Below are 26,674 nucleotides of genomic sequence, written 5' to 3'. Positions count from 1 at the left end.
GGCCAGCAAAGACTCTGGAAGCGGCCTGACGGTCCTGCAGATTGCCCTCATGCACCACCACTTTCAGAACCAACCCAAGAGTGTCGACCAGGATGTGCCTTTTTCGACCGTTCACCTTTTTTCCGCCATCGTAGCCTCTGGGTCCTCCTGCTTCGGTGGTTTTCACCGACTGACTGTCGATGATGCCTGCACTGGGGGTGGGTTCTCGGCCTTCCTGATGGCGCACCTGTTACCGCAAGGCGGTATGGATGCTTTCCCAGAGCCCTTCGATTCTCCAGTTGCGGTGATACGCGTAGACCGTTTGCCAAGGGGGAAAGTTAAATGGCAAAAGTCTCCAGGCGATCCCTCCTCTGAGCACGTAGAAAATCCCATTGAGGATGTGCCGCAGAGACCACTTCCTGGGCCGCCCCATGGGACGTTCAGGGGGGACCAGAGGTTCCAGAATTTTCCACTCCTGATCGGTGAGGTCACTGGTGAAACTTTGGGTTTTCATGTCTCAGCGTAGGAAAAGAGCCACCAGGCTGCAGTGACTCCTTTTCCAGTTTTGAGCGAGGTAAAATCAGGAGAATCCTCTCCTACAGACTTTCAAAACACCCTTTATTGATCTACGCAAAAACAAGGGCAGGTCACCTGGCTGTCCTGATCGTTCCATTCGCGTTGCTCAGCAACAAGAACCTACAGTTCTTTTTGCGAACATCAATAAGCTGTACTGCAGTGGTAGCACCTTCTTGCCTGTTGTATTGTGGGCCTCATATGGAAGGCCTATTTCTGTCCCATCAGCTGCGGCTCCTGGAGGGCCGCATGCCCCTTGCCACCAGAGGCTGGGTTTTTCCCAGTGAAACCTCTGCGGCACTTTATCTGGAGGGTCTGGGTTTTCTGGTGCTGGAATATGCACCTCCCACGCCTGCGTTGTATTTTTCACGTGACCGTCTTCAGGGTGAAGCGCGCAATCCATTTCAACGCTTCATGGCATCAAAAGTGCAAGGAGAGTTGGTTCGGGCGGAACAGCTCAAGTTGGATCGTGTGGTGGTGTTTCACTTCTCAGGAGCAAAGGGTTTCATTGATGCCCCACCCACCAGACTGCTTTTTGAGGTCACTGGACGCAACGCCAACCTGTTGATCCTGGAGACAGGAGAGGGATTTGCTGGAAAAATCCTGATGGCTGCCAGGGAGATCACTGGCAGCCGCAACCGTTACCGGGTGGTGCGGTCTGGAGGCAGTTATACGCCTCCTCCGCCTTATGAAAAGCTCGATCCTCGAACCCTGCAACTGGAGGACCTTGAGGTTCTCGCTGAGCGTCCACTGCTGAAGGCCAGAGACGTGCTGGATGGTCTGGGGCCCACTCTGCTGTCCGAGTTGAGCAGACGCTCGGGGATTGGTCTCTCTGAAGTGGTCGGCGACCGCATTCCAGTGGTGTTTTCTGCAGTGAAGTCCCTGGTGGAAGACCCCAGTGTTGCCCAGGGTTCACTTTCGGAGCAGGCCAGAGATGTTTCCCAGGCCGAGCAGGCAGAGGCCATTCGCAAGTCCCTCAGAGAAGTGTTGCAGAAAAGGCTTAAAGTTCTCCATGAACAATTGATGGATGTCAGACGTGCAGAGCAGGGAGCAGAAACAGCCCTGCAAGAGCGGGCCTGGGCAGATTTGCTGATGGCGTACCAGCATCAGGTTCCAGAGGGTGCAACTGGCGTGGAACTTCCTGATTTTGAGACAGGGGAGAGGGTTCAAGTCCCACTCAAGCCAGACCAGAAACCCTGGCAGAATGCAGATCGTCTGTATGCCCGTGCCCGCAAAAGGGAAGATGTGTATCTCAGATTGCTGGAGCGTGAACCCCAGTTGCTGCAGGAGCAACAAGAACTGCAAGTCCTGCTGGAACAGGTGATGCAGGCAGATCTGCCCAGACTGAAGCAATGGGAACAGCAAATTCTGGGAGCAGAAACTTCCACCAAAAACACGGTTCAGGTGGGAGCGAGATACCGGATTGGGGGTTTCGAGGTGCTGGTGGGGCGCAATTCCACAGAGAATGAAATGCTCACCCACCGCATTGGCAAGAGCATGGATCACTGGTTTCATGCCCAGGGTTATCCGGGTTCCCATGTGCTGGTTCGATCTGGTGGCAAAGAGCTTCCCTTTGATGTGGTCCTGAAGGTGGCTGCACTGGCAGCACACTTTTCCAAGGCCAGAGAGTCAGGGAATGTACCTGTGGATTACACCCGCATCAAGCATGTCTGGCGGCCAAAAGGGGCAGGGAAGGGGCAGGTGCACTACACCCAGCAGAAGACCGTGTTTGTGGACCCAGCCTTGCCAGAAGCCGTCATGTGAATGGTCAGGAGCATGAGTGGTGTACTTCAGGCCAAAACGGTGCTGGTGTAAATCCACATCACGATTGTCCCATGAACACTGGAGTAGAATGCCTTTCGTGGAACGCATCATGTTTCGAGCCAAAATCCATCGGGCCACGGTGACCCAGGCTGACCTGGATTATGTGGGCTCCATCACCATCGATTCTGACCTGCTGGAACTCGCAGACATCCTGCCGAATGAGCGGGTGGACATTTACAACATCACCAATGGCAACCGACTTTCCACCTATGCGCTGCGTGGGGCCAGGGGAAGTGGGGTCATCGGGATCAATGGGGCTGCGGCCCATCTGGTCAAACCTGGAGATCTGGTGATCATCGCAGCATATGGCAACTTCACTGAAGAGGAAGCCAGGAACCTCACTCCAAGAGTGGTGCATGTGGACCAGAACAACAAACCCTTGCTGGTGGGGGCATGACCAGTGCACTGGAATGAAGCCTTAAAGCTTCATTCTGCTTTTGAGGGGTGGGAATGCAGATCCGTTATGGCCGGGTGGAATTGAAGCGCATCACCGAACTGACAGTGGCCGACTGGCGGCTCATGCATGCTTTTTTCAGGGACCGTGAACTGGCAGACTGGAACGGGGCCCGTCCAGTTCGGCTTCCTCTCTGGCTGTTTAAGCGCATTTTGCTGGAGGAGGAGCAGGCGGGAGACAAGTGGGGATTTGGCATCTACACCGAAGGTCGCCTGATCGGTTCAGTCGAACTCTACCACCTGCAACCTGCGTTTCCTGTGCAGCCCACCCAGGGAACGCTGGGGATCATGATAGGGGACAGAACCCTGCTGGGCCATGGTTATGGCCGTGAAGCACTGATGGCTCTGGCAGTCTATGCTTTTCAGCAATTGCAGCCTCCGCTGGATCGGATTCGCCTGACCACTTTTCTGCACAATGTGCGAGCGCAGCGCTGTTTTGCCCGGGTGGGGTTTCAGGTGAAGAGCCATGCCCAGAAGGGAGATTCCACCAGTGTCAACATGGAACTGACCCGCCTTGATTTCCTGAAGCAACTGCAATCCGGGGGAGAGGTCCTGTGAAGGTGATGGTGTCGGGCCATGTGGAACTCCCTGACCTGCAAGGCATCGAATGGGTAAAGGTCTTTCCTGATCAGGACCTTCCAGTTGCCGTGACAGAAGCGGAAGGGCTGGTGCTCTGGACGCTCAGCCGGGATTTTGTGCGGCGTCTGCTGGAAAACGCCCACAGCTTGAAGTGGATTCAGACGCTGACCGCTGGTGTGGACCATGTCCTCGCCATGAACCTTCCAGAGCACATCACCCTGTATCGGGCACCAAACCTGCATGAAGAACTGGTGACAGAGCACACGCTCGCTTTGCTGCTTGGCATTGCCCGCAGGCTTCATGTGCTCAGGGACCAGCAACGTGAGCACCGCTGGACCCACCCCCATCCTTTCGGGTCGATCCATTCCCGCCATGTGGTGATCTGGGGGTACGGGAACATTGGACGGGCAGTGGGCAATGTTCTCAAGGTGATGGGAGCACATGTCACAGGTGTTCGGACCCAGAGGGGGACAGACGGAGCAGTGCCCATCATCACCCCTGCGGAGTTTGAACGGGTCCTGCCTGAAACGGACTATCTGGTGATGATCTTGCCCAGCACCCCTGAAACCCGGCATGTCCTGAACCGTGAAGTGCTTGAATTGCTTCCTCCCCATGCCTGGGTGGTGAACGTGGGCAGGGGAGATGCCGTCAACCAGAATGACCTGCTTGTGGCCTTACAACAAGACCACATTGCGGGTGCAGCGCTCGATGTGACCACTCCTGAGCCCCTTCCAGCCGATCACCCCTTCTGGGAATCTGCCCAATGTGATCCTGACCCCTCATGTGGCCTCCCAGAGCGACAGGCTGCAGGGCAAGATGCGGGAATTCATGCTGGACAATCTGTCCCGGCTGGCTGCAGGTGAAGAAATGATGGGCAGGGTACAGCGAACTCGGGGTTATTAGTTCCAGTTTGATTTTGCGTTGATCGTTATGTTTAGTTCAGGGAACGGTGTGTTCTCCCTGAATGCCCTATTCTCAGTTGCAGTGGTTTTTGTTACCATGTTGAGGAATGGAAGCAATTCCAAACTGGAGGTTGTGATGAACTTACCCCGCAGCAGCGGCATCCTGCTCCACCCCACGTCATTTCCTGGACGGTATGGCGTCGGTGAGCTTGGAGCAAGTGCATATGCATTTTTAGACTGGCTGTTTGAAGCCGGACAGCAATGGTGGCAGGTGCTGCCCCTTGGCCCAACCGGTTACGGCGACAGCCCCTATCAATCGTTCAGTGCTTTTGCAGGCAACCCCTACCTGATCAGCTTTGATGACCTCCAGAAAGAAGGCCTGCTGACAGAAGAAGACCTTGCTGACACCCCCGATTTCCCCCCTGGCAAGGTGGATTATGGCTGGATCTACATCTGGAAATTCCAGAAGCTCCGTGCAGCCTACACCCACTTCAGGGACGGTGACTTCGGTCAGCTGAAAGCCGAATTTGAGACATTCAAGGCAGAGGAAAGCCAGTGGCTCAGCGATTACGCCCTGTTCATGGCCCTGAAAGACGAAAATGGTGGACTGCCCTGGAACGCCTGGGACCTCCCCATCCGTCGCCGTGAAGCACAGGCCATGCAGGAGGCCAGAGTGCGCCTCGCAGATGACATTGAGCGCATCAGCTTCTACCAGTTCCTGTTTTTCCGGGCCTGGACCAGCATCCGGAAGTATGCCCACAGCAAAGGCATCCAGATCATCGGAGACATCCCGATTTTTGTGGCCATGGACTCTGCAGACGCCTGGGCCAACCCTGACCAGTTCTACTTTGATGACCTCGGTCAACCCACGGTGGTGGCAGGCGTTCCACCAGACTACTTCAGTGAAACCGGACAGCTGTGGGGAAACCCCCTGTACCGCTGGGACATCATGCAGGAGCGTGGTTTCGACTGGTGGATTGAACGCATCAAGGGCTGCCTGAAACTGTACGATCTGGTCCGAATTGACCACTTCAGAGGCTTCGAAGCCTACTGGGAAATCCAGTACCCCGCAGAAACCGCCATCAATGGACAGTGGGTCAAAGCCCCCGGCAAGGCCCTCTTCCAGAAGATTCGCGATGCACTCGGTGAAATCCCCATCATTGCAGAAGACCTTGGGGTCATCACCCCTGAAGTTGAAGACCTGAGAGATTCTTTCGGATTCCCTGGCATGGCCATTCTGCAATTCGCCTTCGGAGGCGGGGACTGGGCATCCAACGCCTTCCTCCCTGAAAACCTCAAGGAGAACCAGATTGTTTACACGGGCACCCACGACAACGACACCACCCGTGGCTGGTTCAACAGTGCCAAAGAGGACGAAAAACACCACCTCAATCAGGTGGCCCACACCGAAGTCACCGAGGACCGCGTGGCCTGGCTCCTCACCGAAATGGCCTGGCGTTCCCGCACCAAAGTGGCCATTGTTCCCCTGCAGGATGTGCTCAACCTGGGCACAGAGGCCCGCATGAACCTTCCTGGAAGCCTCAGTGACAGCAACTGGTCCTGGCGGTACCCCCAGGGTGCCCTGAGCCCCTTCGTGTCCCGACGCCTGAAGTCCCTGACGCAGGAGTCTGGGCGGTACGTGCAGCCTGGAGTTACGGTCTAAAACCCACAAATCAAGGTGCCCCCTTCGCGGGGGCTTTTTTCTTGCTGGGATTGCTGACAGACTGAAGCATGAACCTTCAACTTCGCATCTATGAAACGTTTTCTGAATACCGGGAAACCGTTGAAATCCAGAAGCAATTTCTGCGCGTTTTCGATGACCGCAGCTGGAATTCCCTGTTGCCAGATTCCCTGTCCCTGGAAGGTGTAAAGGTAGAACTGGTCCAGAAGCGCAGGCTTCCCAGTGCCCTGAGCCTGTGGCAAGACTGCTGGGTGATTCTCAGCACACCGCACACCATGCAGAAAGTCAAATTGATTCATGCTGAAGATGGACTGGTTCAGGATGAAGATGGCCGTTTTTTCTACATCCAGCCTCAGGACCTGATGTTTACTGAAAAGCCTGCTCCCAGAGGAGCCCAGCACGAAGTTTGTTTTCATACAGGAGGTGGAGAGCAGGCGGTACTGAGTTATCTCACCCGCGCCCTGTTCTGGACAGCTCACCTCACCCTCGACGTGCAAAATGGACAGGGGACTTTAACTGCCTGGGCAGAAGTGATCAATCAAACGGTGCAAGATCTGCAGGTGGATCAGGCTGTTTTGATCGCTGGTGATGTGAAGTTGTTGCCTCCAGCACTGCCAGAAGACCTGTACGGGATGGAAGGCAGGGCAGTTCCTGCTGCCGGCATGGAAAGGAGCATGCCCACAGCTGAGCCTCAACAGGAACAGGTGGGTCTCCAGATGTTCAACCTCACTGGCAGCTTTGTCTTGCGAGGGGAGGGGGCAACCTCCCTGAAGGTGTTGAGTGAAACCTTGCAGATTCACCAGAAAGCAGGGTTTGTTCAGAAGGTCCACAAATACACACGCAATGTCCAGGGAAAGATGCAGCGCTGGTACGAATTTGAGGCCCCCTGTGCCCTGCCACAGGGCAAGATGACTGTCCGGGATACAGGCAGTGTGGTGGGTCAGCACAGATTGTCGGCCACCACAGCAAAGGAGAAAGTGTCATTCAGCCTGGGAATTGATCCAGATGTCAATTACCAGAGGGAGATTGAGGTGCTGCGGGCCAACAAACAAATCACCACGCATCGGGTTCATTTGCATCTTGAGAACCACAAGGACAGGGAAGTCACAGTGAAATATCAGGAGCATTTTCAGACCTATTCAGAAACTGCAGAGGCGGTAGGAGAGACCCTGCAAGCCATTCCAGAGGGTTTGCAGGTGGTGGAGGTGTTGCAACCTGGGCAGAAAAAGACCATCACCTATCTGCTCAACTTCAAAGCACGGGTGTGAAAGACTGGCCCATTGTGCATGGCAACCCAAAACAAGAAGTGAGTTGTGGTGTTGCCTTACGCAGTCTGTCCATCAGACAGGTTAAACTTCAGCCATGAAGATTTATACCCGAACAGGAGACCAGGGTGAGACCGGTCTTTATGGTGCAGATCGGGTGTCCAAAGGGCACCCCAGAGTGGAAGCCTACGGTACAGTGGACGAGCTCAATTCCCTGCTGGGCCTGGCCCGTGCCCAGAGCCAGGATGCTCTTCTGGATGAAGAACTGGCTTATCTGCAAAATGCCCTGTTTGATGTCGGGGCAGATCTGGCCACCCGTGCAGACAGTCCTTATGCCAAAAACGTCAACCGAATGGATGCAGAGGATGTTGCAGTGCTTGAAGGCATGATTGACCGTCTGGAAACTGAATGTGAGCCTCTGAGGAATTTCATTCACCCTGGTGGAACCGTGACTGCTGCAACCCTGCATGTGGCCCGCAATGTCGCCAGACGTGCAGAACGGGATGTGGTGCGCCTGCAACAGGAAGAGGAGGTGAACCCACAGGTGAGGGTTTACCTGAACCGCGTTTCTGACCTGCTTTTCGTGATGGCCCGTGCTGTAAACGCACGTTCAGGCCTCAGTGAGACCCTCTGGCATGTCAAAGGCAGAAAATGATCCTTGCATAAAAAAAGGCTGCAGCACATGCTGCAGCCTTTTTCTGGTCTCTACTTCACATGCAGAAAGTTGAAGATGCCACTGGCAATGCTTTCAGCAACCTGCTGTCGGTACGAGGGGTTGTCCAGTTTGCGGCCCTCCACAGGATGTGAACCGAACCCGATTTCCACCAGGATGGCAGGAGTGCGGGCAAAACGAAGGACCATCAGAGGGCCGGACTTCACGCCCCTGTTGATTGCATTCAGTTCTCGCACCATCGAATTTTGAACGGCCTGGGCAAATTGCCGGGAAAGGGTGAGGTTGGCCTGCACCAGAATGTCCCCAAGAATGCTCTGGGCGTAACTGGTGGCCTGCTTGGTGATGCTTTCACCGATGGCTCCACCCCCGTTCTCTTTGACGGCCAGGGCACGGGTCTGCGATCCCTGGGTTTCCCCGAAGATGAAGGTTTCCACCCCCTGGGCACTCTCTGGGCCTGAATTGACGTGAATGCTGACGAACACATTGACCGTTCCAGCATTCGCCATGTTTGCTCTGGCGGTCAGGTCGGTGCGCTTGTCCGGGCTGAGGTCCTCGTCTTCATCGCGGGTGAGCACCACTTCGACATTTTTCTTGCGCAGGATCTCTTTTAATTTCAGGGCCACATCCAGCGTGACTTCCTTCTCGGTGATGAAACCCACCATTCCGGGGTCATTGCCTCCGTGTCCAGCGTCGATCACCACACGCAACTTCTGCTTCTTGATGACAGGAGGAGTGGGTGCTCTGGCTGTGGGGGTTTTGCTGCCAGCAGGCTGAGACGTGTTCTTGGTGGTTGCATTTGAAGCCACACTCTTGCTGCCCAGATCCAGCACCAGCCGCACCCCTTTTCCATCCACGCTGTCCAGCCAGAAAGAGGTGTACTTTTTTTGCAGAGGATGCTTGAGGTTCATCACCCACAGCGTGTCACTGCCAGAAGTTCTGATCTCATAACTGCTGATTTCGTTGGAGGAGACCTGGGAGGACACTGCAGGCAGTTTGATGCCGGTCAGGCGCACCGTCAGGGTGGTTTTCTGTTCGTTGATGAAGTACTTGACCTCTTTTGGCAGATCCAGAACCAGACGGGTGTAACCCTCGTATTGCCCAACCCTGGGTGTGGCAAAAGCCCAGTTTAATGCAAAGAGGGCCAGCAGGAGAACGCGGAAAATGCTCATCTAGCCGAGTTTAACAGAGTTGTATCCTTTCAAACAATGCAGCCTGCTTTAGATGAGGTTCACGCTTCTAAGCCCCCTTGGTTTACGATGGTTCTCATGAAACGTGAGCTTCTCATCATCAGTGCCCTGTGCGGCGTGTCCCTTGCCGCCAGTTTCTCTGGATTTGACATCAAGCCCAAAGGCAACCAGGATGTCGATCTGGTCACCGGGATCACCACCCTCCCCCAGGGAGGCATGGTGACCGACAGCAAAAACGGAATCAAAATCGATGCCCAGTTCATCGAAATGAAAGAAGGGGATTTCCTCAAGGCAAAAACAGCAAAACTCACCACCAGCGATGGTGGCCTGCTGACCGCCAGCAATGTGGAATATTCCGTAAAGAACAACAATCTGACCGCCACCGGAAAGATCAACTACAAAGACGACAACATCAAGGACCTGGGCGCCGATAAAGTCGTGGTGAACACCAAAGACCACATCATTGTGGCTTCGGGTGGCGTGCAGGCACAGGCCCCTGCCATCAAGGCCAACATGGTCCTGGCAGACTACGAAAAGAATGTTGCTGTCCTGTACGGGAACTATTCTTTCCAGAGCGGCAAGCAGAAACTGAGCAACAAGTCTGGCACAGGACTCCTGTTTGTGAAGTTCAATGCGAAGGGGGAGGCCACAGCCACCACCAAACCCTCTGCTGAACAGCTGGCAGCTTTCAAGTCCTACCTGAAGTGACCTCCTTTCAAACAAAAAGCACCCTGATTTCAGGGTGCTTTTTGTTTGAAAGGAGGTTTATTGTGGTGTACCCCGTTCAGCATTGCCCTGAGGACTGGCCTGCAGGGCTGGAGGGCTGGCTTCTGGCAGGGCCTGCAGGGCCTTGAAGGCCTGATTGATCCAGATGAAAGCCGCTCCGGTGTCTCGCATGGTGTAAGTGTGACCACTTTCCTGGTTCAGGAAGGCATACACGTAGTGTTTTCCATCTTTTCCCAGCAGGTATCCACTGTAGGTCAGAATACGCCAGCCGTTGCCCCCTTTGCCTCCAAAGTATTCATGGGGTAGGGCAAGCCTGCTGCCATTGGGTGCGGTGGCCATCACTTCCCGGAACCATTTGTCTGTTTGCGGATTCAGACCGTTGCGCAGGAATTCATGGGAGAGGAAGACAGCCAATTCTGCTGGTGTGCTGACATTATGGGTGTTCAGGTCCACTCTGGGATCATAGCGGTCTGACTCAAAGTATCTGGTGATGGCCTTGTCCAGATCGAGCCAGAAGACTTTCTGCGCATCCTGGTCCAGGGCTTCTGCTTTCTGGTACAGCGCTTCTCCGCGCAGCTTGCCATATTCCTCGGCGGCTTTCAGCAGCGCCTCTCTGTTTTTGGGGAACATGGGACTCATGCTGGCCTGGGCGGTCCACCAGCCTTTGGTGGTCATGATCATGCGGGTTTTGCAGAGGTTCAGGGCATCAATGTTTGCCTGGACTTTTCTGAGCCCGACCCGTCTTTGCAGGATGTCAGTGGCGGTGTTGTCGCTGTTTTTGATCATGCGCACAGCAAGGGTGTTCACGTCGCTTCCATCGTAGGGGAATTCACCCAGGCTGTGATTGCTCTGGGTAACGTCAAAGATTTCTTTCAGGGAGACTTCACCCTGATCCACCTGCCGGGCCAGTTCGTACATCACGGCCTGTTTGTAGGTGCTGGCAAGGGGGAAGGAACTGTTGGCATCTCTGGAAACCACACGTTTGAAGGCCAGGGTCACCGGGTCCACCTCTGCCACGAAAAGGCCCAGTTTGCCCTGCAATCTGCTGGGAGGTGTGGGGGCATCAACATGGGGAATGTTTCTGGGCTGGAACGCATAGCACACAGGTTTCTGAACATGAACAGGTGCAGCCTGTGCCACCGGCGTGAGTTGAGGAAGGCTGGATGCTTCCTGCTGTCCCCCCAGAGGGGTCAGCATCCATGAAAGAGAGGCCAGGGTGACGGCGAGCACCCCGATGGAGATTTTGGTCCACATCAGGCTTTCATCATACTCAAAAAAGTCGCAAAAAATACAGAAGGGTAACAAAGCACCCTTCTGTGTGGACTGAAACGCTGGATTTACAGTTTGATGGGTTCGATGCCGTACCCGATGGTCCCGGGTCCGGCGTGGGTCGCCACCACCGCACCGAGAGGGTTGATGCCGATCACTTCCACGCCAGTGGCTTTGACGGCCTCGGCCATTCTCTGGGCTTCTTCTTCCCCTCCGGGGGTGTCAATCATGCACAGACGGGAGGGACCGTTGACCTGCACATATTTGGCGATGTGGTTCTGCAATTCTTTGATGGCCTGGGGACGACCACGCACCCGGCCTGCAGCTTCGACGCGGCCATTCTTTACGCCCAGGACAGGTTTGATGTTGAGAAGGCTTCCCAGCAGGGCCTGGGCACCTCCAATGCGTCCGTTCATGCGCAGGTAGTCCAGGGTGTCCACGGTGAACATGATGCTCTGCTTCTGGCGCACCTGCTCCAGGGCCACAAGGATTTCTTCGCGTTTGCTGCCCATCCAGGCCATGTCGCTGGCGCGCATGGCCATCATGCCCAGACCCACCGAAACCGTTTCAGAGTCGAAGACCGTCACGCGGCCTTCAAACTCCTTGGCAGCAAGGGTGGCACTCTGGGCGGTGCCAGACATCTTGCTGGAGATGTGGATGGAAAGCACATGGTCGGCCACCATCAGGGCGTTGTCATAAAAACCTTTGAAGTCTTCGGGGGAGGGCTGGCTGGTGGAAGGAATCTTCTTGCCTGCTTTGACACCGGTGAAAATGTCAGGGGTGCTGATTTCCAGGCGGTCCTTTTGCAGTTTCCCATCAAAATTCACGTACAGGGGCACCACGGAAAGGTGATGTGCCTCCACCTGTTCGGGCAGAAGATCACAGGTCGAATCGGTGATCACTTTGAGCATGGTCTAAGATTACCTGATTTTGGCCTGAGAGATGTAGGAAATCCCTTGTTGAGATGTGCACAATTTTAGAATAAAAAATTCACAATCTAGGACAGAACCAACACAGGTTGCTGTTGCGAATTTCTGAATTGCCTTTCCCTTTGCTCCCAAAGGCAATTCTGTCTAGCTGCCCCACTTGACGGAAGCAAGGCCAATTCATTACCGTACTCGGTAAGTGAAATGCCTCGCCGCCACCGTGAATAATGATGACAATCGTCACCGACGGGTGGCGTAGGCACTGTATTGAGCTTAAGCCCCCCGTATAAAACGGGGGGTTTTTCGTAGAGGAGACAGCCATGCACGAGACTGTGGTAGAAACGCTTCAGAGAACCCTGGTTCAGGACCTCAGCCAGCACGTCGGAGAGACCGTCTTACTGAAAGGCTGGGTGTACGCCAGACGGGACCTCGGGGGGGTGCAGTTTCTGACCCTCAGGGACCGCACCGGCATTGTGCAGTGCGTGGGTTCCCACCTGGAAATCCCCATGGCAGAATCTGTGGTTCAGGTGAAGGGCAAAGTGGTGCAGCACCCCAAGGCCCCTGGCGGATACGAAATCCAGATTGCCGAACTTCAGGTGATTTCCAGAGCCGTGGAACCCTCTCCCGTGGAACTTCCCAAAGTGCAGTGGAACGTCAACCCCGAAACGCTGCTGGACTACCGTTACGTCAGTGTGCGCGGGCTCAAGGAACGTGCTGCCCTGAAGGTGCAGTCGGTGCTGGTTCAATCCTTCCGTGAAGCCCTGATCGACGCTGGTTTCACGGAAATTTTTACGCCCAAGATTGTATCTGCCGGAGCCGAAGGCGGTTCCAACCTCTTCGAAGTGGACTACTTCGGTGAGCGCGCCTACCTGGCCCAGAGCCCCCAGCTTTACAAGCAGATCATGGTCGGTGTGTACGAGCGGGTGTTTGAAACGGCCCCCGTGTACCGTGCGGAAGAACATGCCACCAGCCGTCACCTGAACGAATACCTCTCTCTGGACGTCGAGCTGGGTTTCATCGAATCCGATGAGGATGTGATGCAGATTGAAGAGATGGTCCTGCAGCGCATCTGCAAAGAACTCGCAGACAAATGCCAGAAGGAATTTGACCTCTTCAAAGTTCAGGCCCCTGTGGCACCTGAGCGTTTCCCCAGAATTCCGCTGCTGGAAGCCCGCCAGCTCATCAAGGACCACTTCGGGTACAGTGTGGGCGGCAAGGACCTTGACCCTGAAGGGGAACGCCTGCTCAGCCAGTACTTCCAGGAAAAAGAGGGCAGCGATTTTGTGTTCGTCACCCGCTTCCCCAAAAATGCACGTCCCTTCTATGCCTACTATGAAGCAGACGGCATGACCCGCAGCTTTGACCTGCTGTACCGGGGCATCGAGATCACCTCCGGGGGACAGCGCATCCACGAGTACCCCATGCTGCTCGAAAGCCTGGCAGACCGCAACATGAAAGTGGATGGTTTCGAGGGGTACCTCGAAGTCTTCAAGCACGGCATGCCCCCTCACGGTGGTTTTGCCATTGGTGCAGAGCGCCTGACTGCCAAATTCCTGGGCATCCAGAACGTGCGATATGCACGTGCCTTCCCCAGAGACCGTCACCGTCTGCTGCCCTGAGACAAAAATCAAGAAAGACCGGGAATTTCCCGGTCTTTTGTTTTTCAGATTTTATTATTTGGGGCTCAGTGTTCTACTTCAGGCAGGGGCGGAACGCTGGTGACAATCCAGTTGCCCTCCTGAAAATACCTGCTCTGGGGTTCCCGGGCTTTCCTGAAGTAGTCTTCCAGGATGTCTTCACGGGACTGCAGGGTTTCCGGGGTGATCTCGAAGGCTTTGAAGCCCGAGGCCATCAGGAAGCCACCTGCCACTTTGATCTTGTTCTTGACGTAGACAGAGAAATCAAGTTCCAGCAGGGTGTCCCCATCCTGATCGAGCACCGTGAGCAGGTCTTTTTGCTCATCGCTCTGGTCATAGACCACGGTCAGTCCTTCCAGGCTGGTCCAATTGTAGATTTCCCCGTTCATTTTGACGATCAGGCGATCCGGGGTGAAGTACCAGATGCCCTCGGTCCTGGACTCTCCAAGGCCACTGAAGGACACGGTGGCACGGGTGTGGGCAGGGGTGCGGTCCAGATTGCTGAAAAGCACCACACCATTCACGGTTTCGAGGGGGTACCTTTTCTGGAAACCGAGGTACTGCTGGGTCCACCGGGCAGACCAGGGGCTGAGATCTTTGGTTTGAAGGACGGACATGTCATGCTCCCTTTCTGCAGCCACACTGAGGTCTTCTGAAAAGACACCCGTGCAGCGCCACCCTGCAAGACTGCTGTTCTGAACCTGCAAAAAGGCAGAACTTGGGCCTTCCAGCCCATCTTGAACTGCAAGATATCACACAAGTCTTTCAGTCTGGTTTAAGTTGAACATCAGTTAAGACTCAGGTCTAGATTGGTGAAGGAGTGCCCTTCACAGCCCGCTGTGAAAACCAGCAGACGTCTGGAAAACACAGAAGAAAACAACATTTCGATGCAGGAACCCGGGTGTAGACTGGGGCGCATGGAAACATGGGCCACGTTCACGGTGGGCGGCCAGAAGATTCACGGCATGCTTCACCTTCCCGACACCCCCAGACCTGAAGCAGGCCATCCCAGCGTGATCTTTTTGCACGGATTCACAGGCTCGAAAAGTGAACACCACCGGCTTTTCGTGTTGCTGGCCCGCAGGCTGGCACAGCTTGGCATTGCCGCTCTACGCTTTGATTACCGGGGCAACGGCGACAGCGAGGGGGATTTCAGTGAAATGACCATCACCCGCAATGTGGAAGATGCGGTAGCTGCTGCGGATTACCTGCGCAACTATCCCGATCTGGACCCCAGAAATGTGCGGGTGCTCGGTTTCTCGATGGGAGGACTGACTGCCACCCTGGCTGCCACAAAAATGCAGGCAGAGCGTTTGCTGCTGTGGGCACCCGCTGCACCCGAAGGCATGCTGCGCATCCTGAACGGGAAGATTCCTGCCACCACCACGGACCACGGTGGATGGCCCCTGGGCAGACAGTACTTTCTGGACCTCGCCACCCACGACACCAGAAAGGCCCTGGCCGCCTACCGGGGACCTGTACGCATCATTCAGGGAGAGAAGGATCAGGCCGTACCGCTCCAGACCGCCATCAGTTATGCAGAACATGCCAATGCCGAACTGATTGTGATTCCAGAAGCGGACCACATCTTTGGTTCCTTTCAGTGGACCGACTGGGTGTTTGAAAAGAGCATTGAGTTTCTGATCTGACCCCCCTCAAAAATGAAAAAAGACCTCCAGGGGAACTGGAGGTCTCTGGTGTTCTATGGCTCAGATGGGCAATTCTTTGAAGGCCACAGGAAGATCCGACTGAGCATGCAAGATGTTGCTGCTGGTGACAGTGGCATAAGCAGCCAGTTCGGGTTTCAGATAGGTATCGGTGACCCGTTTCAGGTCTTCCAGGGTGGTTTGCAGGATCTGGGTCCGGAAAGCTTCCTGACGTTCACGGGTGAACCCTCCCAGATCTCCGTAAACCCTGTTGCTGCCAATGGTGTCCGGGGAGGTGAGAGGGTCGAGGGCACTGCAGGCACTCAGAATGCCCTCTTTCAGGTGACGGGGTTCCAGTTCACCTGCACGCACCCGGTCCAGCACCTCCACAAAGACCCTGTAGGAACGGCTGAGTTGAGGGTCGCGGTAGGTGGACATGGAAAACACGCCTGCCTGGGTGTCATAGCTGCTGAATGCCCCATAAGCCCCACCTTTTTCACGGATTTCGGGAATCAGGAAGGTGTCGGTCAGGATCTGGCTGAGGATGAACAGGGGTGCTGCATCCGGATGGGTGTAAGGCACACCCCGGAAACTCATGGCATTGAAGGACACCAGGGATTCGGTGAGTCGGGCCACAGGTGCGAGTTCGGCACTCTGCAGAGGTGTTTGAGGCAGGTTTTCTTTCGGAGTGGAGAACAGCTGCAGGGATTCTGCCTTCAGGGCCTCAAGCTGTTCCTGCTCCGCGGTGATGCACATCCACAGACCACCCCTCAGCGCGTCATTTACAATTTGCTGGAATTCGATGAGCAGGTCTGCGAGCTCCTGGTCGCTGGCACTGGCGTACTTGCGCAGCACATTCAACTGGGTGAGACCCGCCTGCCGCTCCCTGAGCGCCACAACGGGGCTCAACTGGCTTGCTGCTGTGCGGGTGGCGTAAGAGTGCCCTGCCCGGGCAATTCCGGATTCCAGGGCCACCAGTTGCTGCTTGATCAGCTGGCGCAGGCGACCCGGGGTGAATCTGGGGGCAAACAGCATGTCCCGCATCACTTCCAGCAAGGCAGACTGGTTGCGCACCAGTGCTTTTCCAGACAGGGTGAAGGTTTCTGAGCTCACCAGGGAGTTCTCGGGTTTTGCATGCACGCTGATGGTGGCGGAAACCCCTCCGGTGACGGCCTCCAGATGGCGGGCCAGTTCCACCTCATCCCGTTCCCCTGCCCCGGAGCGGGTGATGGCCGTGGAGAGCAGGTTCAGCAGGTCCTTCTGGTCATCATTGAGGTGATGGGTGTACAGAAGGGCTTCCACATAGACCAGACCGTTGGTGGGCTGGGGCACCAGTGCAACAGATGTGCCCTCAGAAGCAGAAGTCTCGTAAGGCACATCCGGGATGGTGGTGTTCACGTCGCTGATTTCCAGGTTGGGCAGGGCGTCCAGGTTCCCTGGATCATCCTGCAGGGAAAGCACCTTCAGGGCGTCGTGAACGACTTTCTGCTGGTCGTGCTCGTTCATTTTGCTTTGCGCTTCCTGAATGAACTTCTGCTCCTGCTCAGCTTCCTCCTGGGCGCGGGTGGTGCTGGCTTCCAGAATGACAAGGGCCCTATGGGGGTTGTCGAGCAGTTCCGTGCGAATCAGGTTTTCCAGCACACGGCCCTCTTTGCGCTCGGCTTCAAGCTGCTCCAGGTGGTGGTTGAAGTTCAGAGACTCGACGGGATCTGCTCCATACATCCATTCGGACAGAAAGCTGAAGGCCACTTTGAGGCTGTAAGGATAACCCGAATTGGAAACATGCTTGCGGTACAGCTCGATTTTGTGGATGGCGCTGTCGATCAGCTCATCGGGGATGCCCTGTTCCACCAGACCCTTCAGCACCTCCAGAATCAGGGCTTCAATCGCAGGAGCATCTTCAGGGTTGGTGCCCCTCAGGCCAGCCACAAAACGGGTCTGGGCAAAACTGTTGTTGAATCCAGAGCCCGGAGCCAGGGCCTGTCCCAGACCGGAATCGATCAGGGCTTTCTGAAGGGGGGCTGCACTGTTGCCCAGCAGAACGCTGGACAGCACCGACAGTTTCAGGGTGGTGTACAGGTCGGTGGCAGGAGCGGTCATCCAGGCCAGGGCCACGATGGACTTGTGGTCCGTGTCGCTGCTCGGGTAGGTTTCACGCACGGTGACAGGTGCTTCAAACTGGGGCTGCACACCCACTTCGAAGTTGAAAGGCTGGGCTTCAAATCTGCCCAGAGCCCAGGCATCAATCAACTGCAGAATCCCACCCAGATCGCTGTTGCCATAGGTGAAGAAGTAGGCGTTGCTGGGATGGTAGTACCGGGCATGGAAGTCTTTGAGTTGCTCGTAGGTCAGGTTGACGATGGCCGCAGGGTCTCCACCGGAATCACGTGCATAGGTGAGGTCAGGATACAGGGCCTTGCCCAGCAGGTTGTTGAAAGAACTGTTGGCATCTGCCCGCGTTCCCTTCATCTCGTTGTACACGATGCCCTGAACGGTCAGGGGAGACTGGGGATCGGAGGGATCTGTGAACTCGAAACGGTGGGCTTCCCGTTTGAACTTCCACTCGTCGAGGGTGGGGAAGAACACCGCGTCCAGATAGATGGACATCAGGTTGAAAAAATCCTTCTCGTTGCGGGTGGAGAAGGGATACATGGTGACATCGTCCCCGGTGAGGGCGTTCATGAAGGTGTTTAAAGAACGGGGCATCATCATGAAGAACGGATCTTTGACCGGAAACTTTTCCGATCCGCCCAGCACAAGGTGTTCCAGGATGTGCGCCACCCCGGTGTCGTCGGTGGGGATGGTCTTGAAGCTCACCATGAACGTCAGGTTTGGGTCATCCCGTTCAATGTGGATGTGCCTTGCGCCTGAACGGTGACGCAGTTCGATCAGGGTGCCATGCAAATCGGGCACGGACGCAATGCGGATGACTTCATAACCATGGAGGGTCTGTCCCACTTGCCAGCTGTTGATCATACGCGGAATTATATCCTGTGGACCGTCAGACAAACAGAGTGCTTTCACCTTTCAATTGACCCTGAAACACTCCACAGTCCCCCGAAAACCAACCCTTATTCAGCTGTCTGGATGGGTTCTTCATGAGTTCCAGGTTCTCCCGGAGTCCTCAGAAAAAACAGGTACACTGGGGCCATGCGAAACTGGTTTCTGGGCGCAAGCCTGGTGTTGATGGTGGCCTGCTCGGGTGCAGAGAACACTGCCAACCTTCCCAAAGACAGCCTGCGGATCTCCAACTCCACCCTGAGCAATGCCATCGTCAATGAAAGCTACAACGCCCCTCTGGGCGTACTGGGCGGAGTTGCACCCTACATTGTCACCCTGGTGGATGGAAAACTTCCAGCAGGGGTCACCCTCACCAACACATCTCCGATCAACCTTTCTGGAACGCCCACAGAGAAAGGCAACTTCAACTTCACCGTGCAGGTGACCGATGCCAACCTGTCCACCAAAGTCCAGAAATACACCCTGGTGGTCACCGACAAACCCCCACCAGACCTGAGCCTGCAACTGCCAGGGACCCCCGTCAAGTCGGCCACCCGCATTCCTGTGGTCCTGAACAATGCGGAAAATGTGGCCGGAGGTCGATTCACCATGACCCTCCCTGAGGGCCTGACCGTGAAAAGTGTGCAGCCTGCCACCGGAAAACCCCTGGTGGTCTGGTTTGTCAAAAGCAACCTGCTCACCGTGGACTTTGCTTTCACCCAGAAGTTCTTCCGCAACAAGAACGCCCTGTTTCTGGAAGTGGAGTCCAACAAGGAAGCCGGGGTTTATGTGCCCTCCATTTCCTCCAGCAATTATGACCTGCGGGACGGCAACGCCAAGAAACTTGCAGGTGCAGATCTGGTCACCCCTCCGGCCCCACCCACGCCCAAACCTGCAGAGACACCCAAAGCTGGAGAAACACCTGCATCCGGGACCACCCCATCCACCAGCACACCAGCTGGAAGCACGGAAAATCAGGCTCCTGCAGGAGATCCCGTAGACCCGGATGCTCAGCCTGCAACCCCAACGGGCCCACAGAATCCTGCACCTGGAGACAACCCTGAGGGTGAGCCCACAGGCTCAGAAAACATGGGTGGAGGTTCCAGCACAGAGCGGGAAAATGTGACCCCTCCTGCAACCACCCCAACCCCCCCTCAGACAGAATTGCCTGATGAGAACCGCCCCACCCAGCCCACCCCTCCCTCTGATTCCAGCAACGAAGGACGATGATGAAACCCGTTTTTTCCCTTTATTTGATTGCCCTGACCCTGGGCATGGCCCACGCCACCACCGTCAGTGCCCTGACTTTTGAAGAGCAGGTCAAAAAAGCCGATGTGATCCTGCATGTGCGCATTGTTGATGTGAAAACCATCCAGAGCAAGAATTACCCGTGGCAGCAGTACACCCTGAGTGTCAAAGAAACACTGAAGGGCAATGCAAATGTTTTGCCTCAGGTGCAGGATGTGCCTTCCTTCAATGTGCTGGGCGGCGACACCTGGACCCTGGAAGGAGCCCCCACTTTCCGCAAAGATGAGGAGTGGGTGGTGTTTTTGTACAAAACCCCCTATGACAGTCCTGTTGTTGGGTTCAACCAGGGCATGTACCGCATTCAGGACGGTCGGGTGCTGGGCGTTGACAGCCTGAACCTGAAAAACAATGAACTCCCCACTTTCAAAACCGCCATCCGGGAGAAATTATGAAGTGGCTTGTGACCCTCCTGCTGATTTCAGGGCTGGCTTTTGCCCAGACGACCCCTCCTGCCGATGGGGGACAGCCTCCGGTGAATGAAACCCAGAATCCTGAGCAACCCTCCACCGGGACAGGCACCGAACAGGAAACACCTGCCAACCCCGATGAAAGTCCCGAGGATGCCGGGGAAACGCCTGCTGACCCGGCCCAGGAACAGACCCCCGTTGCACCTGCCCCGACCTCTCCAGCAACGGCTCCCAACCCTGCCACAGAACAACCTGCCCAGCCTGCTCCGGAAACCCCCAAATTTCCGGTGGTGAAAATCCCGGTGACTGTTCCTGAGGCCCTGAGGGCACCCTTCCAGAATGCCCTGAAGGTGTTTTCACATGACCGGGTGCCTCTTGAAGCGGAGTTTGTGGCCAGTGCCGACACCCAGTTCCAGACCGAAACGGACATCCCCTTCAATCCAGATGCTGGAAGCCGCACCCTCACATCTGGCAACAAACGGCAGGTGTGGATCAACACGGCGACCACCCTCTCCCAGGACCTGATCTGGCGGGTGGAAGCAGCGAAACTGCTCAAACTCCCTGATCCAACAGTGCTCCCCAAAGAACGCACCCTGACCGAACAGGACAAAATGGCCCTGAAAACCCAGTTTGCCAGCAAGGGGGATTTCAACGGAGATGACCGTGTGGACCTGCTGGATCTGATCATCCTGGCCAAAAACATGGGAGTGGAGAACCCCCAGAAGGGTGATCTGAACCAGGATGGCACGGTGAACGATCAGGATTATGCGCTGTTTCAACAGCTCTACACCCGGTGACTTTGCTCTCGTTGTGCCAGGAATGAAGTGTGCTAGGATGGGCTGAATGGAAGGCACCATGGACCTGCAAGACTGGCTGAAGCTGCACGATTGGGTGCAGACGGGCGGCCACGCCAAGGTCGTGATTCAGAGTGGTCTGGTGAAAGTCAACGATCAGGTGGAAACCCGCCGCCGCAGAAAACTGCGCGATGGGGACACCGTGGCTTACCAGGGGAGAACCGCCACCGTACACTTATGACTGACATCCAACATTACCGGGAGCGCAAAGACGCACACTTCAAGGGGCCCCACAGTCCCCTCAGCAGTGAGAAAAAACAGGGTTTTTCTGGCCTCAAGTATTATCCTGTCGATGAGGACTACACTTTCAGGCTGCAAGCCGACCACGACGAGACCCTGAGGATCATCGAAATTCAGACCAACACCGAAGAGATGCGCGAATATCAGGTGTGGGGTTATGTGGATGTGCCCTTTCCTCAGGGGGTGCACCGGATTGAACTCTATGTCCCCGTGGAAGAGGACGATCCCCAGCGCCTGTTTGTTCCCTTCAAGGACAAGACCAATGGGCACACCACCTATGGCGGAGGCCGTTACATCGATGCCCCACTGGACGGGGACGAAGTGCTGCTGGATTTCAACATGGCGTACAACCCCTACTGTGCCTATGACGAAAGCTGGTCCTGCCCCCTGCCTCCGGTGGCAAACTGGATTCCTTTTGAGGTCCCCGCAGGCGAGAAAGCCCTGTAATCCCAGCTGTGAAAATTCCAGAGCAGTCCTCATTGAGGGCTGCTTTTTTGCTGTTGCTGATCAGAACAGGGGCTTTTTGAGATCTTTCAGATGGGGTTTCAGCAGGGTGCTCCAGGCATAAAGGGCATCCTGATGTTCCTCTGCACACTGGGCAAGACGGTTTTCAGGAATTTTGAATTGCTTTGGCAGGTCACGGTATGCTTTTTTGTCACTGCCGTACATCAGGCACACCAGGTTGTACAGCCGCTGGGCACCGAGGGCATGGGCATCTGCAAAACCAAAATCCAGCTGTCTGGTTTCCTCGCTGGCCTCAAAAGTGAACTGCAGCAGGCCACTCAGCAGGGCGTCTTCATCTTCCAGGGCGATCAGGGCCAGGGTGGCAAACTGGTCCACCGCATCTTCTTCCCGACCGGTGGCAGGGAGTTTCAACTGGTCAATCAGGGCGTGCCCGATTTCATGCACCAGGGTGAAGAGCGTGGCATTCAGCAGCTGTTTCTCTGAATTTTTACCTGTCCCTTCAAGCCGCCCGTAAGTGTCAATCAGCTCGTAACACATCTGGATCAGGTTCTTTTTGGGATCGTAAAAGGCATTTTCCTGCTTGCAGGACAGAAATTGCAGGGTGATTTTCTGGGGCAGTTTCAGTCCGTCATTGAAATGCCGCACCACATTTTTCAGATACTGGCTTTTGGAGAGGACCTGCTGGGTCGTTTGATGCGTCTTGCTGTCACCCCTGTCAAAATCCAGCACCATCTGGGCCTGAGCAAACCCGAGCAACAAAACGGTGACCACCCACCTGACTCTCCACATCATGCCTCCACATCGCACCCTCAACGTGCGATAACCAGAAAGTACACTGCGTTTGCGCCTCCCTGCTGTAAGATTTGAGCAGATGCATTAAGAGTCGCTCCGGTGCTGAGCACATCATCGACCAGCAGAACATTCAGGTTCTGGACAGAGGCATTCAGGGCAAAGACCCCGTTCATGTTGTGGTTGCGCTCCTGCTGGCGGAGTCTGGCCTGCTGGTGGGTGTAGACCACACGTTTCAGCAGGTCACGGGTGGACACGCCCAGACGGGCACCAATGGCCTCTCCAAGCAGGCGGCTCTGGTTGTACCCGCGTTCTCTTTCCCGTCTGGGGTGAAGAGGAACCGGACAGATGACATCCAGCTTCCAGCTTTGAGGGATGCTGCGGCTCAGAGCAGGTGCCACAGACTGCGCGATTTTGTGGTTGTGGTGGTATTTGAGGGCATGCACCATGCGGCGCAGTTTGCCCTCTGCAGGTCCAAGATAGACCAGATGGGGTTCACTGGTGTCCCGGAGGACGCTTTCGGAAGTCAGGTGAGCCGTTTTTGGGGTGCACTCCGGACAGACCGCCTGATGGTCTTTCAGGGGCCGGTGGCATCCCGGACAGGTTTGTGGAAACAAAGTCCTCAAAAAAGTTTGCATGGCCTTCAGTGTAGTCTTAACCTTTTCGGGTAATCTAGAATACGTGAAAGTACCTAAGATCGTCGTTGACCTCATCTTCACTCTGGCCATCCCCCTGATGCTCTTGAGTGACAACCTGTTCAAAACAGGCTTTTCTTTTTCTGAACAGTGGGGTGCCCGCAACGCCTACATTGTGGCTGCCCTGATTCCGACCGCATATATCCTGATTGATTTTTACCGCACCCGTGTCATCAATCCCTACACCATCGTGGCTGCTGCAAGTGCCCTCCTGAACGGTGCACTGGCTTTTCTGCAGGTGGATGGCTGGAAATTTGCACTGCGTGACTCTTACGCCCACATCGTCATCTTCATCATTGCGGCCATTTCACTGGCCATGAACCGCCCTTTCTTTGGCGAACTGATGAAGATGATCCTCAACCCCGACAATGATGCCAAGAAAGCCCTCTACCAGAAGTTTGTGGCTTCCTCTGCCATCCAGAAGGCTGTGATCACCGGGACGATCATCATCATGGTGGAGGCCCTGCTCAACGGTGCCATCAACTTCATCATGAATTACAAAAACGTGATTGCGGACTTCGGGACCAAGGAATTCAATGCCCAGAAGGCGGGGGTGGATGCGGCCATGCGCCCCATCAGCATTGTCATGAACCTGATCTCTTACGGTCTGGCCTTCTATTTTGTGACCTGGAACAGCAAAAACGAATTTGGGGAAAAAGCCAGTCCCATGGAGGACCACTTCTGGGAGGCCCTGGAGCAACACCACAACCCCCAGCCCACCCCGAACTCTGCCGATTGAACTCAAATCCCCTGCGACAAGCAGGGGATTTCTTTTGGATTTACACCTGCCCGATCCACTCCTGATCGTGCGCTTCAAAAACTTCGCGCATTTCCAGATAAACCTCTGATCCCAGTGGTCCCTGTTCGAGGATTTCAATGTTGCGCAAGATGTTTTGCAGGTTTCTGGAGCCCACAATTGCACTGCTGACCCCTTCGGTGAACACGGTGAACCTGAGGGCAAATTCATCCCAGGGTATGGGAGGGGTGTATCCCATGGCCTGCATGCGCAGCCAGTACTCTTCGGCATACTGTCCTGTGGGTCGTTCTGCATAAGTCCAGGGGACGTTGCCCAGCGGACGCTTGGCAATCACTCCCATGCCCCTGTCTTTTGCGGTGGAAAGCAGGGGAATGCTCCGCTGGTCAAAGGGGTTGACACTGCACTGGATGCTGTCGAAAACGCCAGATTGAACAGCCCATTCCAGGGCCTCGTTTTCGCCGGAGTAAGCGACAGCCCGGACCTTGCCCTGGGTTTTGACTTCCTGCAGGGCCTTCAGCAGCTTTTCGTCCTGGAGGGTTCCGAGAGGGCAGGAGTGCAGGTGGAAGATGTCGAGGTGATCGGTGCGCATGGTTCTCAGGGCACGGTCCACCCCCCGGTGGATGTTTTCACGGGTCCAGTCCGGGGTGTTTTCGACCCCATAGCCTCCCTTGGTTGAGAGGATGAAATCCCCTCTGCGCCAGGACAGGTGCCGCCCAATCCGTTCCTCAGAGAGGTCGTAGCCCCGGGCAGTGTCTATCAGGGTGATGCCAGCATTGACCACCTCGTTGAGGAGTGAGCCCACGAAGTTTTCATCGAGCTGGTCCCAGCCGATGTGGCCTGCGCCAAATCCCAGAGCGGAGACCTGAAAGCCTGCTGTTCCAAAGTTCCGGTAGATCATGTTGCCTCCAGCAGTGAACCCGAGATGTCGTACTTTGGTACGAATAGTCCTTACTCAGGTTCGATCTCTCTCAGTCTACTGGATCAACTCAAACCTTTCCACATCAAAGAGACCCAGAGGGGTCAGTTTCAGCGATGGAATCACACTGAGGCCCAAAAAGGCCAGGGTCATGATGGGATGGGGAAGCTCGCAACCCAGGGCATGGGCAGCACGCTCGATCTCGTCTTGCAGAGCAGCCACCACCTGAGGCGGCAGGGGGCTCATCAGGCCTCCAATGGGCAGGGGAAGTCTGGCCCTGACCTCACCATCAGCAATCACCGCCACGCCTCCCTGCATCTCCTCGATCACCCGTGCACACAGGCGGATGTCGTCATCGCTGACGCCCGCAACCATCAGATTGTGGGCGTCATGCTGGATGGTGCACCCGATGGCTCCTCGCTTCAGGCCAATGCCTGATGTGTAGGCACTGGCATACGTTTCTTCACCCAGATGGCGCTCAATGGCCACCAGTTTCACCCCATCGCTGCTGCCAGAGGCAAGGCTGCGGGTTTCAATCTGGGTGGCCTGAACCCCGATCACTGGATGGTGCTCTGCCACAGGGAAAGTGACCTGGTCCCAGCCTTTGCCCAGTTTCACCCCTCCACCCAGAAGCTCAGGGGTCACGGTTCCAGCCTGGGCGGGCTTCCCATCCACGTAGGTGTCCAGAACCGTGAAGTCCTGCAGATCCTCCAGCAGCACAAAATCAGCCCGGTATCCAGGAGCAATGGCCCCCAGATCGTGCAGACCCCAGTATTCTGCTGGATTGCAGGTCACCAGACTGAGGGCATAAATGGGGTCCAGACCTTCTGCGACAGCCAGCTTCAGGACCCGGTCCAGATGACCCAGGGCCAGCAGTTCCTTGACATCCACATCGTCTGTCACGCACATGACCCGTCTGGGCTCTTTCTTGAGCACGGGCATGAGGTCTTTCAGGTTGCGGGCAGCACTGCCTTCCCGGACCATCAGCCACATGCCTGCACGAAGACGATCCCAGGCCTGCTCCGGGGTCACGGCCTCATGGTCGGAATGGATGCCTGCACTGGCATAGGCCTGCAGCCTCTGGCCTGAGAGCCCAGCGGCATGCCCATCAATTCTGTGGCCTCGTGCAGCTTCCAGCACAGACCACACACCAGCATCTCCACTCAGGACGCCCGGGTAATTCATCATCTCTGCAAGCCCCAGAGAGCCTTTTTCCCTGAGGGCTTCAGCGATGTCCTCTGCCTTCAGATGGGTGCATCCTGCTTCAAACACACTGGCAGGAACACAAGAAGGGGTGCTCACATGCACCCGCATCCCTGAAGACCGGCCTGCTTCAAGCATCCAGCTCTGGCCCTTCAACCCCAGCACATTCACAATCTCATGGGGTTCGGCAATGACGGTGGTGGTTCCGTGGGGAAGCACCGCTGCAGCAAAACTGGATGGAGCCAGCATGCTGGATTCGATGTGGACATGTCCATCAATGAACCCGGGAGCAAGGTAAGCACCCCGGGCATCAAGGGTCTCCTGGGCCTGATACTCTCCTCCAAAGCCCACAAAACGGCCCTGATGAATCGCCACATCCACATCCAGAATTTCCCGGGTGAGCACGCTGACCATGCGGGCATTCCTGATCAGCAGATCGACGTTTTCCTGTCCCAATGCAGCCCTGATGTACCCTTCCACAGCACCCACCCCCTCTGGAGATTTGTCCCATTATGCACATGTTTAGACATATTGGAAAGGGGGAATGGCCGGGGTGAGCGCCAAAGTCGTTGATGGGGCATTGTTCCTGTAGAAAGCTGTCAGCCATCAGCGCTCAGCGGTCAGCATCAAAACACAGGTGTGCTTTTACTTCAGTCAGATACAAAGATGTTTCTCTCTCCAGCACAGGACAGGCCCATTTTTGGCCTGCTGCAAAAGCAT

At 55.7% G+C, this 26,674-nt stretch carries 25 protein-coding genes and 1 pseudogene; 16 read left to right on the top strand and 10 right to left on the bottom strand.

Translation table 11 applies throughout. The features are described from left to right. Positions 1-493 (bottom strand): annotated as a pseudogene (locus tag DC3_RS17670) (IS5 family transposase); the annotation flags it as partial. A 308-nt stretch (positions 494-801) separates the two neighbouring features. Here DC3_RS17670 and DC3_RS17665 point away from each other — a divergent pair. From DC3_RS17665 to DC3_RS17635, 7 genes are all read left to right on the top strand, one after another. Further along, complete coding sequence (locus DC3_RS17665) at positions 802-2,316, top strand: Rqc2 family fibronectin-binding protein (protein WP_246130716.1); 1,515 nt, start codon at positions 802-804, stop codon at positions 2,314-2,316. A gap of 97 nt (positions 2,317-2,413) precedes the next feature. Then, positions 2,414-2,773, top strand: a complete 360-nt coding sequence (panD, locus tag DC3_RS17660) for an aspartate 1-decarboxylase (protein ID WP_146886631.1) — start codon at positions 2,414-2,416, stop codon at positions 2,771-2,773. A 53-nt stretch (positions 2,774-2,826) separates the two neighbouring features. Beyond that, positions 2,827-3,387 (top strand): GNAT family N-acetyltransferase, encoded by a 561-nt coding sequence (locus DC3_RS17655; protein WP_146886629.1) that lies wholly within the window; start codon positions 2,827-2,829, stop codon positions 3,385-3,387. Positions 3,388-3,392: 5 nt separating this feature from the next. Further along, positions 3,393-4,271, top strand: coding sequence for a D-2-hydroxyacid dehydrogenase (locus DC3_RS17650; RefSeq protein ID WP_246130718.1), 879 nt, complete (start codon positions 3,393-3,395; stop codon positions 4,269-4,271). Positions 4,272-4,407: 136 nt separating this feature from the next. Continuing rightward, positions 4,408-5,973 (top strand): 4-alpha-glucanotransferase, encoded by a 1,566-nt coding sequence (malQ, locus tag DC3_RS17645; protein WP_281292546.1) that lies wholly within the window; start codon positions 4,408-4,410, stop codon positions 5,971-5,973. A gap of 68 nt (positions 5,974-6,041) precedes the next feature. Then, positions 6,042-7,259: a hypothetical protein gene (locus DC3_RS17640; RefSeq protein WP_146886624.1), complete on the top strand. Its 1,218-nt coding sequence runs from the start codon at positions 6,042-6,044 to the stop codon at positions 7,257-7,259. A 94-nt stretch (positions 7,260-7,353) separates the two neighbouring features. After that, positions 7,354-7,911 carry a cob(I)yrinic acid a,c-diamide adenosyltransferase gene (locus tag DC3_RS17635; protein ID WP_146886622.1) on the top strand — a complete coding sequence of 186 codons (558 nt, stop codon included), beginning with the start codon at positions 7,354-7,356 and terminating at the stop codon, positions 7,909-7,911. 50 nt (positions 7,912-7,961) lie between these two features. Here the strand turns inward: DC3_RS17635 and DC3_RS17630 are convergent, their stop codons facing one another. Continuing rightward, on the bottom strand, positions 7,962-9,098 hold the full coding sequence (locus tag DC3_RS17630; RefSeq protein ID WP_146886620.1) for an N-acetylmuramoyl-L-alanine amidase family protein: 1,137 nt from the start codon (positions 9,096-9,098) through the stop codon (positions 7,962-7,964). Between the two features lie 96 nt (positions 9,099-9,194). On the opposite strand from DC3_RS17630, the gene DC3_RS17625 reads away from it, so the two are divergent. Continuing rightward, a complete protein-coding gene (locus DC3_RS17625) occupies positions 9,195-9,824 on the top strand; it encodes a hypothetical protein (protein WP_146886618.1) in 630 nt (209 codons plus the stop codon). Between the two features lie 57 nt (positions 9,825-9,881). Here the strand turns inward: DC3_RS17625 and DC3_RS17620 are convergent, their stop codons facing one another. Further along, positions 9,882-11,096 (bottom strand): serine hydrolase, encoded by a 1,215-nt coding sequence (locus DC3_RS17620; RefSeq protein WP_146886616.1) that lies wholly within the window; start codon positions 11,094-11,096, stop codon positions 9,882-9,884. Positions 11,097-11,179: 83 nt separating this feature from the next. Continuing rightward, positions 11,180-12,022: a DegV family protein gene (locus DC3_RS17615; protein ID WP_146886614.1), complete on the bottom strand. Its 843-nt coding sequence runs from the start codon at positions 12,020-12,022 to the stop codon at positions 11,180-11,182. A 335-nt stretch (positions 12,023-12,357) separates the two neighbouring features. Here DC3_RS17615 and aspS point away from each other — a divergent pair, with 335 nt between their 5' ends. Continuing rightward, positions 12,358-13,656: an aspartate--tRNA(Asn) ligase gene (gene aspS, locus DC3_RS17610; RefSeq protein ID WP_146886612.1), complete on the top strand. Its 1,299-nt coding sequence runs from the start codon at positions 12,358-12,360 to the stop codon at positions 13,654-13,656. 65 nt (positions 13,657-13,721) lie between these two features. On the opposite strand, the gene DC3_RS17605 is transcribed toward aspS, so the two are convergent. After that, positions 13,722-14,291, bottom strand: coding sequence for a hypothetical protein (locus DC3_RS17605; protein WP_146886610.1), 570 nt, complete (start codon positions 14,289-14,291; stop codon positions 13,722-13,724). A gap of 270 nt (positions 14,292-14,561) precedes the next feature. Here DC3_RS17605 and DC3_RS17600 point away from each other — a divergent pair, with 270 nt between their 5' ends. Then, the gene (locus tag DC3_RS17600) at positions 14,562-15,323 is read left to right on the top strand and encodes an alpha/beta hydrolase (RefSeq protein WP_465251936.1); all 762 of its coding nucleotides are present in this window, start codon (positions 14,562-14,564) and stop codon (positions 15,321-15,323) included. Between the two features lie 60 nt (positions 15,324-15,383). Here DC3_RS17600 and DC3_RS17595 read toward each other — a convergent pair whose 3' ends face one another. Continuing rightward, positions 15,384-18,296, bottom strand: coding sequence for an insulinase family protein (locus tag DC3_RS17595; protein WP_146886607.1), 2,913 nt, complete (start codon positions 18,294-18,296; stop codon positions 15,384-15,386). A gap of 174 nt (positions 18,297-18,470) precedes the next feature. On the opposite strand from DC3_RS17595, the gene DC3_RS17590 reads away from it, so the two are divergent. The 5 genes from DC3_RS17590 to DC3_RS17570 are packed head-to-tail and all read left to right on the top strand — an operon-like array spanning position 18,471 to position 21,576. Next, positions 18,471-19,550: an Ig domain-containing protein gene (locus DC3_RS17590; protein ID WP_146886606.1), complete on the top strand. Its 1,080-nt coding sequence runs from the start codon at positions 18,471-18,473 to the stop codon at positions 19,548-19,550. After that, positions 19,547-20,020: a hypothetical protein gene (locus tag DC3_RS17585; protein ID WP_146886604.1), complete on the top strand. Its 474-nt coding sequence runs from the start codon at positions 19,547-19,549 to the stop codon at positions 20,018-20,020. Before DC3_RS17590 ends, DC3_RS17585 begins: the two co-directional genes overlap by 4 nt. Then, a complete protein-coding gene (locus tag DC3_RS30000; protein ID WP_146886602.1) occupies positions 20,017-20,832 on the top strand; it encodes a dockerin type I domain-containing protein in 816 nt (271 codons plus the stop codon). The genes DC3_RS17585 and DC3_RS30000 overlap by 4 nt, the downstream gene beginning before the upstream one ends. A gap of 46 nt (positions 20,833-20,878) precedes the next feature. Continuing rightward, the gene (locus DC3_RS17575) at positions 20,879-21,070 is read left to right on the top strand and encodes an RNA-binding S4 domain-containing protein (protein WP_146886600.1); all 192 of its coding nucleotides are present in this window, start codon (positions 20,879-20,881) and stop codon (positions 21,068-21,070) included. After that, on the top strand, positions 21,067-21,576 hold the full coding sequence (locus DC3_RS17570; RefSeq protein ID WP_146886598.1) for a DUF1684 domain-containing protein: 510 nt from the start codon (positions 21,067-21,069) through the stop codon (positions 21,574-21,576). The genes DC3_RS17575 and DC3_RS17570 overlap by 4 nt, the downstream gene beginning before the upstream one ends. 60 nt (positions 21,577-21,636) lie before the next feature. Here DC3_RS17570 and DC3_RS17565 read toward each other — a convergent pair whose 3' ends face one another. Beyond that, positions 21,637-22,386, bottom strand: a complete 750-nt coding sequence (locus tag DC3_RS17565) for a DUF4344 domain-containing metallopeptidase (protein ID WP_146886596.1) — start codon at positions 22,384-22,386, stop codon at positions 21,637-21,639. A gap of 17 nt (positions 22,387-22,403) precedes the next feature. Further along, positions 22,404-23,021: a ComF family protein gene (locus DC3_RS17560; protein WP_146886594.1), complete on the bottom strand. Its 618-nt coding sequence runs from the start codon at positions 23,019-23,021 to the stop codon at positions 22,404-22,406. A 43-nt stretch (positions 23,022-23,064) separates the two neighbouring features. Here DC3_RS17560 and DC3_RS17555 point away from each other — a divergent pair, with 43 nt between their 5' ends. Continuing rightward, positions 23,065-23,817: a VC0807 family protein gene (locus DC3_RS17555; RefSeq protein ID WP_146886593.1), complete on the top strand. Its 753-nt coding sequence runs from the start codon at positions 23,065-23,067 to the stop codon at positions 23,815-23,817. A gap of 40 nt (positions 23,818-23,857) precedes the next feature. Here the strand turns inward: DC3_RS17555 and DC3_RS17550 are convergent, their stop codons facing one another. Beyond that, positions 23,858-24,733 carry an aldo/keto reductase gene (locus DC3_RS17550; protein ID WP_146886591.1) on the bottom strand — a complete coding sequence of 292 codons (876 nt, stop codon included), beginning with the start codon at positions 24,731-24,733 and terminating at the stop codon, positions 23,858-23,860. 75 nt (positions 24,734-24,808) lie between these two features. Beyond that, positions 24,809-26,434, bottom strand: coding sequence for an adenine deaminase (gene ade / locus DC3_RS17545; RefSeq protein ID WP_246130715.1), 1,626 nt, complete (start codon positions 26,432-26,434; stop codon positions 24,809-24,811). Positions 26,435-26,674: the final 240 nt, after the last annotated feature.

Source organism: Deinococcus cellulosilyticus NBRC 106333 = KACC 11606, assembly GCF_007990775.1.
GTDB classification, from domain to species: domain Bacteria; phylum Deinococcota; class Deinococci; order Deinococcales; family Deinococcaceae; genus Deinococcus_C; species Deinococcus_C cellulosilyticus.
This window is presented reverse-complemented; position numbering and strand designations above follow the sequence as displayed.